Source organism: Aeromonas sp. S12(2024), assembly GCF_041402305.1.
Classification (GTDB): domain Bacteria; phylum Pseudomonadota; class Gammaproteobacteria; order Enterobacterales; family Aeromonadaceae; genus Aeromonas; species Aeromonas veronii.
In genome coordinates this window covers 203,564-219,737 of sequence record NZ_JBGLRB010000001.1, presented here as the reverse complement: position 1 = coordinate 219,737, position 16,174 = coordinate 203,564, and the positions used below count along the sequence as shown (strand labels likewise).

The window sequence follows — 16,174 nt, the reverse complement described above, 5'->3', positions numbered from 1 at the left end:
GTCGTTACAGTTTTTTCGCCCACCCATCGGCGCTACGCACCAACAGCTGGTAAACATGTTCGTAAGCTTCCCGACTCAGACGATAAGGATCGGGCACTTCACTCTCCCCCTGCCAGTGGCCAAACAGCATGGTTTTGCCACGAGCCCCCGGGTCGATAGCCGTGACGGCAGAGATATGCCCTTTCTCCATCACCAGGATCAGATCGGCATCCTGACAGAGCTCGCGGGTCAGTTGGCGCGCCGAGTGTCCCTCAAGGGAAAGCCCATGCTGCTGTGCCACCTCGCTCGCGACCTTGTCGGCCGGTTTGTCAACCAGGGCACTGACCCCGGCAGAACTGACCTGACGGCCGGGCAAACGCTCGCGAAGCAGTCGTTCACCGGTTGGGGAGCGGCAAATATTGCCCACACACACCACAAGAATTTTTTCAAACATATCGCTGTCGCTCTTAAAAAATAAAATCTGCAGCCACCGCCCCTCACTACGTGCATCTTCCTGAAGGTAGGCGGGTAGAGGGCATAGCCCTCTGCCCTATCCTCCCCGTTTGTCACCGTATCAAAGCAACAAACAACCGGAGATAAGGGAGGCATCAGCCCCCCTCAATGCCGTCCCCCTGAGGGAGTACGGCTACACGTCAATCCAGCGGGAGAGGTTAAGCAACATCACTGCCTTACCAGTTGCGAACCCGCAGCATGCCTTCGGTCAGCTCGTTAAAGCCGTTGATGGAGGGCACCAGCTGACTCAACACGCGATTCCAGCGTGTCACCGGCGCCGTGGTGACATAAACCACGTCATAAGGTTGCAACGCAAACTCGGTCCCCATCACCAGCGCGGTGGCATCACTCAGGTCGAGCTGATAAATGGCGGCTTTCTCTTGGGCTTTGGCGGCGGGGCGCAATACAAAGATGCCGGTCGCATTGGCGGCATTCTGGTTAAGGCCTTCGGCACTGCTCAGTGCTTCTGTCAGGCTCATCCCCTCACGACCAATGGTCAGGGTCGATGCCTTGTTGACTTCACCCATCACAAAAACTTTCTGGGCATCGTTGCGCGGCACATAGAGCATGTCGCCGTCACGCATCAGCTGATTGTGAGAGAGATCCCCATACTGCAGCAGATCCTGCATGGAGAGCGGGAACTCCTTGCCCTGGCGGGTCAACACCACATGGTGCCAATCTGCAGTCGGGGTCAACCCGCCAGCCAGATTGAAGGCATCGAGCAGGGTCATCGGCACATTGGTGATGGGCTGGGCGCCCGGCTTGGTCACCTCGCCGGAGATATAAACCTTCTGGGAGCGGAAAGCCGCAATGCTCACATCCACCTGCGGGCTCTCGATAAACTGGGCCAAGCGCTTGGCGATATCGGTACGGATCTCCGCCACAGTTTTCCCCACTACGGCCACCTTGCCGATATAGGGGTAGAAGATGGTGCCATCGGCATGGACCCAGTTGCCCGCTTCGCTGGCACTGCGGTAAGAACCGGCCGGAATGGTCAACTCGGGGTGATCCCATACAGTGACATTGAGGATGTCACCCACACCAATCCGGTACTCGTAACGGCTGATCTCGCTATTGAGCTCGGGGTTGGCCTTGCCCACCACCGGCGCCTTGCGCAGCTGGCTGATCAACGCGGGGGTAACCGGATAGACATCTGCCAGCTGATCAACATCAACGGAACCTGTAGCCACCTCGGTTTTGCCACTGGTGGAAAGATTGGTACCGGGCACCACAGTGCACGCACTGAGCAGGGCCACGGCCGACAACAGAGGAATGAGCTGAATCCTTTTCACTACCACACCTTATTAAGCTTGCCATCAAGAACTGAACGGAAAAATCGCCGTATGATAGCGGAAAACACGGAGAATTCTGAGATAAATTTACGGATAAAATCACAGCAACAATGGAACCGCTCAATATGAGCAGAACACTGACAATTCAATGGATATATACCCATCTTCAAGCACACCATCTTTGGTGCTGATATTAAAATCAGCCCTGATTTCCCAACAGATTGAATCAGATATGTGATTGAATCGCACCAACGTAATATTTAACGACTTTTTTACAATAAAATGCGATTCCCCCAGCTTGAGGGAACCGCTGTCGGCATATTAGTCACTACCAAACAGATCGCGGGTATATACCTTGTCTGTTACATCGCTCAGCTCTTCAACCATACGGTTGGCCAATATCACATCACAACTCTCTTTGAATTGCGCCAGATCGGTCATGACTTTGGAGCGGAAAAACTCGGGCTCGTTCAAGGTGGGCTCATAAATAACCACTTCAATCCCTTTCGCCTTGATCCGCTTCATGACCCCTTGAATGGCAGAAGCACGGAAGTTATCAGACCCCGCCTTCATCACCAGTCGATAGACACCCACTCGTTTTGGATTCTTGCGGATCACCGAGTCGGCAACAAAATCCTTACGCGTGGTATTGGAATCAACAATCGCCCGGATCAGGTTATTCGGTACCTTGTTGTAGTTGGCCAGCAGCTGCTTGGTATCTTTCGGCAAGCAGTAACCACCATAGCCAAATGACGGGTTATTGTAGTGGCTACCAATACGGGGATCGAGACCGATACCATCTATAACCTGGCGACTATCGAGACCATGCAGCTGGGCATAGGTATCGAGCTCATTAAAAAAGGCAACCCGCATGGCCAGATAGGTATTGGCAAACAGCTTGATCGCCTCGGCTTCTGTGCTGTCGGTAAACAACACAGGCACATCTTTCTTGATCGCCCCTTCCAATAGCAAATTGGCGAACACGTGAGCCCGCTCGGAACGCTCACCCACAACAATGCGAGACGGATGCAGGTTGTCGTAAAGGGCACGCCCTTCACGCAAAAACTCCGGCGAGAAAATAAGATTGTCACATTCCAACTCTTCACGCAGCCGAGCAGTAAAGCCGACCGGAATGGTGGATTTGATCACCATCACCGCATCGGGATTAATAGCCATCACATCCTTCACCACAGACTCCACCGTGCTGGTATTGAAGTAGTTGGTTTCGGGATCATAATCAGTTGGCGTTGCGATGATAACGAAGTCTGCCCCTTGATAAGCCTCTTCTTTATTAAGGGTGGCTCGCAGATGCAGATCACGGCTGGCCAGATAGCTTTCAATCTCTGTATCGACGATGGGGGAGCGGCGCTGATTGATCAGCTCAACCTTGCTGGCAATCACATCGACTGCCACCACTTCATGGTGTTGCGCAAGTAAAACAGCATTTGATAAACCGACATATCCCGTGCCGGCAATAGCAACTTTCACATCTAACCTCGTTTTTATCTATGCATTAAATAAAAGTCAACCCTAAAAATTTTCATCCTACATATAGCATACAATTTAAGTTTGAAAACTATTGTTTATAGCAGACATAAATTGGCAGTAAACAACAAGCAAATACTTTTTACTTTCACACTAAAAATTTATATTAACAGTGTCATTTAGAAAATAAATAATTTATAGACCACATACTTTAAAACATTACAAATGCAAACTCAAAAGCAAAAAACAAAAAACAAAAAACAAATTTCATCTTTATACCATGCCATGAGAAATATATATAACCAACGATAGAGACCAAAAAGTACAAGAAACAAATAACTTTAACAAATTGTTCTACAGTGGATATATGAAAAAACATCACAGCCAATGCAATAAAGAATGATATAAAAGATGTTTGAATAACATTCCAATATAGTTCAACATATGGTTTTCCCTTGACCTGAAAATACGCACACTGCAAATTTCCAGACATATATCTCAATGCAATCATAGATATAACGCCAAAAACCATTATTAAATTTGAATTTAAAGATGCAGCTATAAAATCAACACTGACTAGATTGCTGGTAACATATAACGTTAATGTGGTTAAACAAACGATGAGGAATGATAGATATAAGACCTTATCTACATTAAAAGTACCTTTATTAGACCACAAAGGCATTAACAATCTTCGTTTAACCTGATAAAGTGCAGAAAATATCTGCATCACAAATTGCTTGACAATAAAATATTGGCCTAAATTTGATAGACCAAGACTAGACAATATTATAACCTCATCCAACTTATTTCCTACTGCATTAATAGCATTGCTTCCTATTTGACTCATGTAGAAGCTCATGAAAGAAGAAAAAACACTACGATCAAAGTCACTTTTATAAGAAACAAAAGTATAATTTTTAGTTCTCACATGAATTGCTAATAATCTAACGATGTAAGATAAAATTAGAGAACATACATAACCATATATTGCATTATGAAAAACATCATAAAACAAGAAGAAATAAACAAAAGCGACCAATGACACTCTAAAAAAAACCTCTATATATAGAATGTCTTTGAATCGATAATCACATATCAGCTTTGAATACTGTACCACCCCTAATGAGAGCAATGGAAAACACAGTGAAGCCGCAGCAACAGAATTACATATGACTTCTGAATACTCAAAAGCATATATCAAAAGAGAACATAAAGACATCAGTGATGATAAAAATAAAATCGTCCACTGGATTGTAAAAAAACATCTTTTTTCTATATCCCCTTTATATATCACGTAATTACATACACCGGCCTCCGCTAAACTAAACCCAAATAAATTAATGATACTTATTATACTTATTATACCAAGAGAATCCTTATCGTAGTATTTTGCTAATAACAGTGTAACGATTAACTGACACAAACCTGCTATAATAAAAGTAACGATTTGAATGAAACCAGCAGATGCCATTCTCGAGCTTTTTAAAAAAGAGAACATAATTTTTTCAGCTCTCTCTCAACATTGAATGACTCCTCTACATGACGTCGCGCAGCATTTCTTATTGCTGATAATTCACCTTCACTCAATTTTGATATGTATATGATTTTTTCACTCAGAGCATGCGCATCTTTCTCTGGTACAAGAAAACCAGACACACCATCTTTGATTAACTCAGGAATTCCACTATGATATGTAGATAAACACAAAACTCCTGACGACATAGCCTCCATTAATGCAACAGGAATCCCCTCCATATCCCCATTACTAGCTGTTACGCTCGGCAATATATATATATCTGACATCGATATTTTTTCTGCGACCTCATGGCTCTTTAATGGCCCAATAAGTCTAACTTTATCCTGAACACCAAGTGAAATGATTAAATTGGATAAATCATCACTCAAAGGACCGTTACCCGCAATATCATAGGAGTAATCAAGATTAAGCGATGCACATGCTCTAATTGCATACTCAATACCTTTTTTTTCAACAAAACGACATGCACTAAATAATTTTATTTTCTTTTTAAATGTATGAGGAACATTGTTAAATGCAAACAAGTTGACATCTACCCCCATACGCACAATATGAGAATTAATACTAGATATACTAGATTTCAACTTTTTATCCCAATAATTACTTATTGGTAAAAAAAGAGTTTTTGATTTGGCCATTTTTCTATAAGAAGGAAGATAACGACGAAATGTCTTATGTTCTGACATTTCATACCCATGAAAAAAAACCATATGCTTAACATTATCAAATATACTATCAGATTCGATTATTGCCTGCGCAATGACTCCGGTTGGCCCGAAGTGTGAGATGATAACATCAGGCTGAAAACCTCTAATTTCGGAGTCAGCTGCATAAAATGCATTTACCGCGCAAAATGCCAAAAGTCCATCATCAGCTAAAATTTTGAAACGCTGCGGTTTTGTGAATGAATTTATAGCTGATTGCAGGAATATTTTATATTTACATGCCCACTCATCTTTACTAAAAAGATAATCTGACTTACCAAGAATATCTTGAGCATCGTTCTCATCATGTAGCATGACCTCATGATTTCTTCTGATCGACAAGACTCTTACGTCATAACCCCACTTTATCATTGATACTATTTGGTTTAAAACAAATGTTTCAGATAATGAGGGGAATTCACCGACAAAAAAAAGTACTTTTTTCATTTTAGAGAAACCACGTGCGTTGCTAATTGATGCCAAGAATATTTTTCAGAAACGAATTCTCTATTACATCCACGCTTATAGTTATGTAGCGTAGAGATAATTATATCAGCCAAGCTTTTAGCTTCGGGATTACAATAGGCTGCGTATTTAGAGCATATTTCATGTGTAGCTGTAGTAATTCCCACCCCCTCGAAGGCAACGATAGGTAAATCACAAGACATGGCTTCCAATATTGTCTGCCCAAATGGCTCATATCTTGATGACATAGCAAAAACATCACACAGTGGGTATATTTTTTCAGGCGTGGATACTTTCCCCAAAAATACAACTCTATTATCAATACCAATAGACTTAGCTTGCTCCTCCAAGCTAACTCTCTCTGGACCATCACCAACAATGATACATTTATATTCATCTGGGAGATGCTGCAAGGCCTCAATTACAATGTCAAATCCTTTTGCCTTTACCAATCTACCAAGACAGAGTATCAATATGCTATTTTGGGGCAGGCCGCAATTATCAATAAACTCGCTCCTTAATTGCCCATTATTATCTCTAGGCAGAAAACGTAAAATATCGACACCTGGGCGTGTTAGTGTCATCTTATTTCCAACAGCTTTATTTACATGAAGAGCCTGCATGGTCATATTTTGACTAAAAACGCATACATTGTCCGCCAACTGTAAGGCCAATTTATCACACAGGTGATGTATCATCCTTTTAGCCTGGCCTAGAATATCACCATGCAAATTACTTTTTGATTGTTGAAAATAAGCAAATCCGGGCACCACATATACCACAGGACATGAAAGAACACTCTTTACAACAATAGTTAAAAATTGATTCCTTGATATGCATAATTCAAAACTTTCGCCCCGTAATATAAGTAATTTACGGAATAAATCTAGCAGCATAAAGATAAAATTTAGTTTACCTAAGAGTCCTCCACTAAACCTATTTCTCTTGAATTTTATTACACCTTTATGCTCGCCCTCAAAGGAAGGCGTCTCTTTAGTTCCAACTAATAGACTGACAGAATAGCCGAGATTCTCATACTCATCCTTTAAATGCCTGATTGAGTTCTCAACACCACCAACTTCAGGTAGATAGCTTATATTACAGATCAGAATTTTTTTCATTTTTTGAATACCAAGCCATATTAACTGAGTAAGAAAACAAGAACCAGAAAAATACATAACCAGGCCAAGCAAATTTTATAAATACTGCTGCCAGTAGAATTTTTTCTTTGACTGAAAGTTTGGATAACAAAAGCCCCATTAACAAAATAAGAGTTAGGAGCCCACCAATAAAAAAACCAAATATGGTTATAAGGCTTGAATAAACGGTTGTATCTCCAAGGCCATCTAAACCATAAAACATATTCTTTCTAATCAAACCATAACCATATAAAAAGAGATCTCTATTATTTATAAACTCAGTTATAACTGTCATCTTTGTTAAATTACTAGGATCTAGTCCTGACATGGTATTTTCATATCTCAACAAAATAAAATCTGATGAAAAATACCCGATAACAATTAACATGACAGATGTAATTAATACACTGACAATATTGAATCTAATTGATGAAACAACATAAAACAAGGAGACCAAAATAATTGCCATGGCTGACCAAGTCATCAACATGCATGTCGTCCCCAGCAAGATATATCTATCTATACCGTTCCCATTGAATAAATATCGAATAACAATGAATGAAAACATGTAGGCTGAAAATATTGATGGTTCTTCAAATATCCCACTAGCTCGGAAAACATCTACACCATTAAAGGAATACATCGCACGAATTTCATTGCCCCCAGTCAACTCTCCAAAATCAATCTTCACCCCTATAGAATGATAAAGAACAAGCTGAGCAATTAGAATACCACAATGAAAAACAATTAGATTTTTTGTCAAGCCTAACCAAAACTTTGAACTATAAAAATAATCATTCAGAGAGTTAATTAGACATGATAATATAAATATAGATATTACAGATGTAACATAGAAATAGTGTGCATACAGCTCTATAGAGTATTTTCCATTAGTGAACAGCAACAGCCAAGATAAAAGCAACAACACTACAGGAAACACACCAGAAATGACAATTCTATGGGCTAAGAACTTACCTTGCGAAAAGAATAAAACAAACAAAGATATGGCAATGGGCAGAGAGAATGTAACAAAAAAAACACCAAGTGGACTTGCTATTTTCAATGTCATTAAAATAATTATCAATTTTAATGCAAGTTCTATTTTCATATTTAAACTCTTTTCAGAATTCCTCTAATAACATAATTAGAAAAATAATAAATTGAGTTCATAGCTGGTATTTTTTGATGCTCTCTATATATCCTCCATTGATAACCCATCATTTTTACTTTGTTTGATGATAAACTTTTTTGTGAAACCCTATAATAAGATAGAGGCTCTTTAACACCGAGGAAAAAACTGCCTAATTTTGTTATATCAAGCCATGCTAGATAGTCTTCATGTCCAACAGACTTAAATTTCAATTTCCCCAATTTTTTTACATTATATATCACGGTTAGGCATCCAACTGAATTGGACTTGAGTAAGTCCTTATACCCTATTTTTTTCTTAACTTTTCGAACACCGATCACATTTTCTTTTTTATCAGAAAAAACATAGTAAGACGAACATGAGATTTCTGCATGATGACGTTTCATTTCGTTCAATTGAAATTTCAGTTTATTTTCACACCACAAATCATCACTATCTAAAAAAGCAATATACTCTCCAGTAGCACAATCAATAGCTTTATTTCTACTTTTAGCCACACCAAGATTCACATTATTAACAATAAGCTTTATTCTTGAATCGGTCGCAGCGAAACCGGATATGATTGCAATAGTGTCATCTGAAGAGCAGTCATCTACAATCAAAAGCTCAAAATTATCATGAGTCTGCCTAATAACAGAGTTTATACTTTCTTTTATAGTTGCAGATGCATTATATGCAGGCATTATTATTGAAACTAACTCATTCACTAGAAAAACCTCAAACATTAAATGAAATTTACTGTCCCATCCCAAACAGCACCGTCTTGACTGTCAGCAGCAGGATCTTGATATCCAACATCAGGCTTTGATGCTTGATATAGAAGATATCGTATTTATGCTTCCAAACGGCATCTTCAATAGATGCGCCGTAAGGGTATTTGACCTGGGCCAGGCCGGTAATGCCGGGCTTGACCGCATGACGGAAGCGATAGTACGGGATAACGGCTTCCAGCTCTTTGATAAACACTTCCCGCTCGGGTCTTGGGCCAACCAGAGACATTTCCCCTTTAAAGACGTTGATCAGTTGCGGTAGTTCATCAATACGGGTCTTGCGAATGAAACGGCCAACACGAGTGACTCGGGCGTCGTTCTTGCTTGCCCATTGAGCACCATTTTTTTCGGCATCGTTTCGCATAGAGCGGAATTTGATTACGTCGAATTCCTGGTTGAACAGACCAACCCGGGCTTGACGATAAAAGATGGGACCAGGTGATTCCAGTTTGATAGCAAGTGCAGCAAGCAAGCCAATGGGAATGGCAACCAGACTGAGCGCAATGGCAGAGACCAGATCCAGCGCACGCTTGACAATGCGATTGGATGGACGGGAGAGGATGGAGAAAGATTTCATGTGCAGGAAGTAGCCGCTGTGCAGCAACTCCACTTCAGTGCGGCCGAAACGACGATCCAGATAACTGACCAGCGGTTCAACGTAGGCGCCATATTTGGTGGCCAACACCAGCATTGCTGCCAGTTCATCGGGAAGGTCACCACTCTTGTAATGCACAAGGGTTTTACCTTTCAGGGCCGAGAGGTCTGTCACATTGAAGTTCAATGTGAAGGGGTAATCAGCAAGCACTCGCTCGATAAGCTTTTTGTCATTGTCACTGCAGTAAACATAAAGCTCATCACTTTTCATGTGAACCCGCTTAAGCTCATACACCAGATTACCAATATCCAGTGAATGGCTCTCGGCCGTCAACTGTTCATTCGCAGCAATCCCGAAGGCTGCACTACTGTCTATTTTATTATGCATTCCCATAAGCTCTCTTCATGTCTATACCCAGAGAAACAACCATCGAGGTTTGTCTCATCGGCATTCGACTGCCACGTCACGTAGATTTTGTGTTTCCCTCCGGCAGCTTGTCGAAACGAGCCACGGCGAGAAACGAACAAAGAAAAGAGATTGATTTTTATTTGAAAGCGAAGGGCTGGACAGGAGGAGCTCGGCAAACTCATCGAGTTGACGAGTCCGGCAGTAAAAACATTTCAATTACAATCGATTGCCAACCAGTGACAAACACCCGAATGATCACACTCCGGCGTTGTCACACTCTCTATCCCGTGCCATGTATCTGGGGACTACTGACGGTCCCTCTTGTATCGATATCATCGCTATCGCTAAAGCGCCGAATTGACTACAAAGAAGTCAGTAACGGACTAAAAAACAATCCAATCTATAAAAAAAATAATGGCTACCGCCCCTGAGTTACAGCTCCCAGTGTGCATGCAGTCTTTTTTATATTGTTAAAAGAGTTAGTAAATGGCGTTGTGATTTACAATCATCAGCCTCTGGCGAGAGGGGCGACAAAACCAGTCGCCACGCCAGCTATTCGCCATAATCCCTACACTGTGCACCAATATTTCACGCCAAAATGTAGGATAATTCCGAAATAGCGGGGGGGATTGTACCTATGGTTCATCGAAATGAGTAGCCAATCTAGTCCACGACTGGCTCGATCGATTAAAAAACAAACAAATTGATGGGGACGCAAAAAAAAAGCGCCCAATAATGGGCGCCTATATAAAAACTCAGTGATTGGCAAGCAAAAAATCTATGTTATGTGAGGGCAATTTAACAACATTATCACTTGGTGGTAGCTGCTGTTTGGCCAGCCACACCAGATCACAAATACCATCTGTAGGTTCGAATGCAGCAGGAGCATGCATCAGGATCTCGCGAACTTGCTGTTGATCAAAACGGTGACAAGCATCATCCAGCGAGGCCAGCAAGGGGCGCAGTCGCGACCAGGGCAGCCAGCTCTCTTGTGCCACCATGATCCGGGGATGCTCGGTTCCTCTGGCATCATCACCAATCAGTAACTCTTCGTAGAGCTTTTCACCCGGCCGCAAACCCGTCACTTCGATGGCAATATCACCATCCGGTCGCTGCTCATCACGCAGTGTCAGGCCGCTGAGGCGTATCATGCGCTTGGCCAGCTCCATGATCCGTACCGGTTGACCCATATCGAGCACAAAGACATCGCCCCCCTCCCCCATGGCACCTGCCTGGATCACCAGCTGGGCAGCCTCAGGTATCGTCATGAAGTAACGGATGATATCGGGGTGAGTCAGGGTGATAGGCCCCCCCTTATCGATCTGCTGCCTGAATAACGGCACCACTGAGCCGGAAGATCCAAGAACATTGCCAAAACGCACCATACAAAAACGGGTGCTGTGCTTCTCGCGGGTCAAAGCTTGCAAGATCAACTCGGCTAGACGCTTGCTGGCCCCCATGGTGTTGGTTGGCCGCACGGCTTTATCGGTAGAGATCAGCACGAATGTTTCCACCCCTGCCTCAATGGCCGCCTGTGCCGCATAAAGAGTGCCGAATACGTTGTTACGTACCCCTTCAATGATGTTGAACTCAACCAGCGGGACATGTTTGTAAGCAGCCGTATGGTAGACGGTCTGGATCCTGAAGCTCTGCATCACCGTCTTGAGACGATGCTGGCGCTGCACTGACCCCAGTAACGGCACCAGATCCGTTTCGATTTCTTCACGCTGACACTGCTCCCGCAGGTTCTTGTGCAGGACATAGAGGGCGTACTCGGATAGTTCGAACAGTACCAGAGTGGATGGACGGCACCGCAAGATTTGGCGACAGAGCTCAGAACCAATAGAGCCACCGGCACCTGTCACCATGACCGCTTTGCCTGTGATATTGGCTTCCATCAAGGTGGCCACAGGCTCTACCGGATCTCTGCCCAATAGATCGTCGATGGAGACCTCATTGAGCTGGTCTATGCGGGCAGAGCCATTGACTAGATCGGCCATCCCCGGGATAGAGAGCACTTCGCAAGAGAGGGGCTCAAGTGCATTAATCACCTCCTGACGGCGAGCCCGGGTGCTGCTCGGCATGGCCAGCAAGATCTTCTGCACCCCATGGTGGCCAATCAAGGCTGGCAACTGAGCACTGTGATAGACGGTACAGCCCTGGATCACGCATCCCTGTTTGGCGGGATCGTCATCAATAAAGGCAACGGGATAAAACTCATTGCCTTGCAACAAGGCCATTTGCAGCTGTCGGCCCGAAGAGCCCGCGCCATAGATCAATACCTGGGTACGAGCCAAACGGGTGGTATTAAGGAGCGCCCGGAAAAACAGCCGCACACCACCAACCAGTAACACCAAAAAGGAGAGATAGATAACCGAGACCGTTCTCGGCAGAAAGATATCGAAGTAAAACGCAGAGAGAACAAAGAAACAGGTTGAAAGAAATGCCCCTAGCAAGATTGTCCATAGCACCCGAAAGCTGACATATCGGAGCACTGCGCGATAAAGCCCCAGCCTTACAAACAGACCGATGCTGACAATGATAACAGCGCCAAGCAGTGCCCAGTGATGCGGGCTATCGATTGGCCAATTATGTTCAAGCCGGATCCAGTACGCCCCCCAATAGGTCATGGTGATCAGGATCATATCAACGGTGACAGAGATGGCACGCTTGCTGGCTCGTGACAGGGAGCCCAGGCAAGTCAGTAGCCAGCTCCCACCGGGTAAAAGCTCATTTCTCATTCTGGTACTCCTGCATTCAGGTGATACGCAAGAAAAGCTAACGGCAAGTAGGCAATGACCAGACCGCTCACACCATCGAGCTGGCCCAATACAATCATGACAGCGATTGGAGCAAGCCAAAGGCTATTTATAAGAAGCACAGCCAAGGTCACGTTTCGATGACTTTGCCAACGCCTCGCCAGATATTGATAGCCATGAGTACGATGAGCCTCGCTCAGACGACATTTCAGACGAAAGCGATTCAGCAACGTCCAAGTCGCATCAACCACAAAGACTCCGAGCATGACGAGCCATGCCCACAGGAATTGAGGTGCAGATGCAGCATCCAGCAGCATCAGGGAAGCCAGCATCAAGCCAAGAAATCCGCTGCCACCATCTCCCATAAAGATCCTGGCGGGCGGAAAATTCCAGCACAAGAAGCCCGCCGCCGATATCCCCAGTAGCAGGATCAAACTGGTAGACGACCACTCCCCCCCAACCAGATAGTGAAATAACGCCATGAACAGACAGACGACAACGGCCTCGCCAGCCGCCAAGCCATCGATGCCATCCATAAAGTTGTACAGGTTGATAAACCAGATCACCCCCAGCCAGGCCAGCAGGTAACCAAACCAGGCCAGATCGAGCTGCCAACCAAAGAAGGTCAGCGCTGGCAAACCATTAACCGCAGAGACCACCAAAGCTGCCGCCATGCTCTGCACAATCAGGCGGGTTCGGGGCTTGAGAGAGATGTGGTCATCGATAAAACCAACCAAGGCAATCCCCAGCGCCGCAGCCCATATCAATGCGAAGCTGCTCTGGGATATGCCGGAGGGAAGTGGGATCAGGGTGACAAACAACGGGGCTGCCAGCAGAAAGGTCGCCACGATAGCCATGCCACCGCCTCTCGGGGTAGGCACCTGATGCGAACTGCGATGATTGGGTTGGTCAAGCAAGCGGGTCTGTGCGTAGCGCCTGAGCAGGCCGGTCATGGTGATTGAAAGAAAAAGACAAAATATCGACAACAAAACAAATGCCAGCATCAAGACGACTCACTATGGATCGACGCCATCAGAGATAGGGTCTGAGAGAGCGAATAGGGTGCCGACCATTGTAATCGGCTCTGAGCCTTGCGGGTATCCATTTCCAGAGAGCCATAAATCCGTTGTAGCTTGGCATCAATCCCCAAACAGCGTCCAAGCACTCTTATTACTCCTGGTGGGAGATAAAAGAGCCGACAGCGAACCCCTTCTGCTTCTGCAATCGCCGCCAACAACTGAGACGTCGACACTGCGACAGGATCTGCGACTAAAAAGACCTGATTCACTGCAGCTGGGTGCGCCATCGCATGGGCAATAAAGTCACACAGATTAGGTAACGCCAACAGGCTACGCGCATTGGTCAAGCGGGCAAAAGGGAGCGGGATCCCTTTGCGCACCCACGTCATCATGCTGGCAAAGTTAGCCTTCACCCCTTCCCCGTAAATAAGAGGAGGACGAATGATGGTTACAGCCATACCACACTCTTTCGCGAGTGCCATCAGCCCCTGTTCCGCCTCATACTTCGAGCGTCCATAGGGATCTTCTGGCGGACTTTGCACATTCTCATCAAATGGCTTGCCAGGCTCGGTCTGCTCGCCATTCACTTTGATCGAACTGATAAAGATGAAGCGCTTTACTCCTGCCTCAGCAGCCTGCCGGGCAAGAGCGAGGGTGCCCTCTGTATTCACCGCTCGAAATGCGACTAGGGGATCTGTCGCGGTATCCGACATTACATGCACCCTGGCTGCACAGTGAACAACCACATCCACCTGTTGCAATTGGGCTGTCCAGTTGGCATCCGCAGTCAAAGAGGGAGCCTGAACCTGGTACGAAGCGAGCGGGCTACTGCGTACTGCACCTTTCACATTCGCCCCCAGCGCCAGCAAGTGTTCACAGACCGCCTTGCCTACAAATCCGTTGGCACCTGTCACCAAGACTGTACTTTTGATATCTGCCATTACCACCAACGCCAACCGTGAATATTGAAGAAAGTCACCATGGAACGCCCAAACATCCAGATATGGCGCCAGCCTTTGCGGGATGCATGCCCACCGTGATGAACGACCTTCACCTGAGGGACATAAGCAATCCGGCTGATCTTTCCTGCCCGCAAACTGATGTCAAAATCTTCAAAATAGAGGAAGAAGCGAGGGTCAAACCCTCCGAGCTGCTGTAGAACATCTGTGCGAAACATCATAAAACAACCACTGACAATGGGTGGGTCCCACAGCACGTCATGATTATTAAGCTGATCTGCCATCTCATATTTCGCCAAGCGCGTCTGGAATAACCTCTTCACAAACGCGGGCGCAAAACCGCGCAGCAATAAATCAAATACGGTTGGATAGCGTTTGCAAAGCCGCTGTACCTCACCATCTTCCCATGTAGCGAAAGGCGTCAATAATCCACAATCCGGATTTTGTGCCATGAATTCCAATCCACACACCAAACCATCCGCTGCGATGCCCAAATCGGGATTAAGAATCAGATGATAGTCAGACGTCTCTGTTTGCAATGCCAGATTGTGCCCACAACCAAAACCTGGGTTATCGCCATGCTGAATCAATTCAAAGGAATGATGCCAGATGCCAGCCAACCATTGTCGATCAATATTCAGCCGTGCCGATGGCGTATGATCTACCATTGTTAGTCGCACATTTACACCAGCATCAATAGCAGCCTTAGACATCACCGATAGCGTTGACGCTAATAAAACCTTATCAGGCTTGTAGGTCACAAGGCTTATCGAAAGTAATACCGAGCTCACTTATTACCATCCTTGAGTAACCATCCACCATTGCTCAGAAAATCCAAGATCTTGCTGGCGCACTCTTCTGCGGAAAGTTCACCAGTATCTAATACAAGATCCGGATTTAATGGAACCTCATAAGGTGAATCGATACCGGTAAAATGCAGGATGCTTCCTGTTCTTGCTTTCCGATATAACCCTTTGGGATCCCGTTGTTCACATACAGAAAGGGGGGTGCTGACATGAATTTCAATCAATCTGGTACCCAATCGTTCTCTGACTAAAGCCCGATCATTGGCAAAAGGAGAAATAAACGCTGCTGAAACAATCAGACCGGCATCGGCCATGAGAACAGCGACTTCAGCAATACGCCGGATATTTTCCACCCGCTCAGCATCACTGAATCCCAGATCTCCATTCAGACCATGGCGAATATTATCCCCATCCAACACAAATCCGTGATACCCCATGGCATAGAGTTTTTCATCAACCAGATTGGCAATGGTCGATTTTCCCGAACCGCTTAATCCGGTAAACCAGAGCACTGCGGGTAACTGATGCTTTTGTTGTGCTCGTTGTGCTGGCAATACCTGATGATCATGCCATGTCAGATCATTCATAAGA

General features: G+C 45.0%; 14 protein-coding genes. All 14 read right to left on the bottom strand.

What is annotated here, in order from left to right; genetic code table 11:
• Positions 1–4: 4 nt before the first annotated feature.
• The 14 genes from ACB035_RS01015 to cysC all read right to left on the bottom strand — a co-directional run bounded on the left by ACB035_RS01015 (position 5) and on the right by cysC (position 16,170).
• A complete protein-coding gene (locus tag ACB035_RS01015) occupies positions 5–433 on the bottom strand; it encodes a protein-tyrosine-phosphatase (RefSeq protein ID WP_042018640.1) in 429 nt (142 codons plus the stop codon).
• A gap of 235 nt (positions 434–668) precedes the next feature.
• Entirely contained in the window at positions 669–1,784 is a 1,116-nt protein-coding gene (locus ACB035_RS01010; protein ID WP_323891071.1) for a polysaccharide export protein, read from the bottom strand.
• A 321-nt stretch (positions 1,785–2,105) separates the two neighbouring features.
• Positions 2,106–3,272, bottom strand: coding sequence for a nucleotide sugar dehydrogenase (locus ACB035_RS01005; RefSeq protein ID WP_371166458.1), 1,167 nt, complete (start codon positions 3,270–3,272; stop codon positions 2,106–2,108).
• A gap of 208 nt (positions 3,273–3,480) precedes the next feature.
• Positions 3,481–4,743 carry an oligosaccharide flippase family protein gene (locus ACB035_RS01000; protein ID WP_371166457.1) on the bottom strand — a complete coding sequence of 421 codons (1,263 nt, stop codon included), beginning with the start codon at positions 4,741–4,743 and terminating at the stop codon, positions 3,481–3,483.
• 11 nt (positions 4,744–4,754) lie between these two features.
• Positions 4,755–5,960, bottom strand: coding sequence for a glycosyltransferase (locus ACB035_RS00995; protein ID WP_371166456.1), 1,206 nt, complete (start codon positions 5,958–5,960; stop codon positions 4,755–4,757).
• Positions 5,957–7,099 (bottom strand): glycosyltransferase family 4 protein, encoded by a 1,143-nt coding sequence (locus tag ACB035_RS00990; RefSeq protein ID WP_371166455.1) that lies wholly within the window; start codon positions 7,097–7,099, stop codon positions 5,957–5,959. The genes ACB035_RS00995 and ACB035_RS00990 overlap by 4 nt, the downstream gene beginning before the upstream one ends.
• Positions 7,077–8,225 carry a hypothetical protein gene (locus ACB035_RS00985; protein WP_371166454.1) on the bottom strand — a complete coding sequence of 383 codons (1,149 nt, stop codon included), beginning with the start codon at positions 8,223–8,225 and terminating at the stop codon, positions 7,077–7,079. Before ACB035_RS00985 ends, ACB035_RS00990 begins: the two co-directional genes overlap by 23 nt.
• A gap of 2 nt (positions 8,226–8,227) precedes the next feature.
• Positions 8,228–8,974: a glycosyltransferase family 2 protein gene (locus ACB035_RS00980; protein WP_371166453.1), complete on the bottom strand. Its 747-nt coding sequence runs from the start codon at positions 8,972–8,974 to the stop codon at positions 8,228–8,230.
• A 28-nt stretch (positions 8,975–9,002) separates the two neighbouring features.
• Positions 9,003–10,025: an exopolysaccharide biosynthesis polyprenyl glycosylphosphotransferase gene (locus ACB035_RS00975; protein WP_371166452.1), complete on the bottom strand. Its 1,023-nt coding sequence runs from the start codon at positions 10,023–10,025 to the stop codon at positions 9,003–9,005.
• Between the two features lie 770 nt (positions 10,026–10,795).
• Complete coding sequence (locus ACB035_RS00970) at positions 10,796–12,781, bottom strand: polysaccharide biosynthesis protein (RefSeq protein ID WP_371166451.1); 1,986 nt, start codon at positions 12,779–12,781, stop codon at positions 10,796–10,798.
• Positions 12,778–13,803 carry a glycosyltransferase family 4 protein gene (locus tag ACB035_RS00965; protein ID WP_371166450.1) on the bottom strand — a complete coding sequence of 342 codons (1,026 nt, stop codon included), beginning with the start codon at positions 13,801–13,803 and terminating at the stop codon, positions 12,778–12,780. Before ACB035_RS00965 ends, ACB035_RS00970 begins: the two co-directional genes overlap by 4 nt.
• Positions 13,803–14,759 (bottom strand): UDP-glucose 4-epimerase family protein, encoded by a 957-nt coding sequence (locus tag ACB035_RS00960; protein WP_371166449.1) that lies wholly within the window; start codon positions 14,757–14,759, stop codon positions 13,803–13,805. Before ACB035_RS00960 ends, ACB035_RS00965 begins: the two co-directional genes overlap by 1 nt.
• Positions 14,759–15,568: a glycosyltransferase family 2 protein gene (locus ACB035_RS00955; RefSeq protein ID WP_371166448.1), complete on the bottom strand. Its 810-nt coding sequence runs from the start codon at positions 15,566–15,568 to the stop codon at positions 14,759–14,761. Before ACB035_RS00955 ends, ACB035_RS00960 begins: the two co-directional genes overlap by 1 nt.
• Positions 15,565–16,170, bottom strand: a complete 606-nt coding sequence (gene cysC / locus ACB035_RS00950) for an adenylyl-sulfate kinase (protein ID WP_279485860.1) — start codon at positions 16,168–16,170, stop codon at positions 15,565–15,567. The genes ACB035_RS00955 and cysC overlap by 4 nt, the downstream gene beginning before the upstream one ends.
• Positions 16,171–16,174 lie beyond the last annotated feature (4 nt).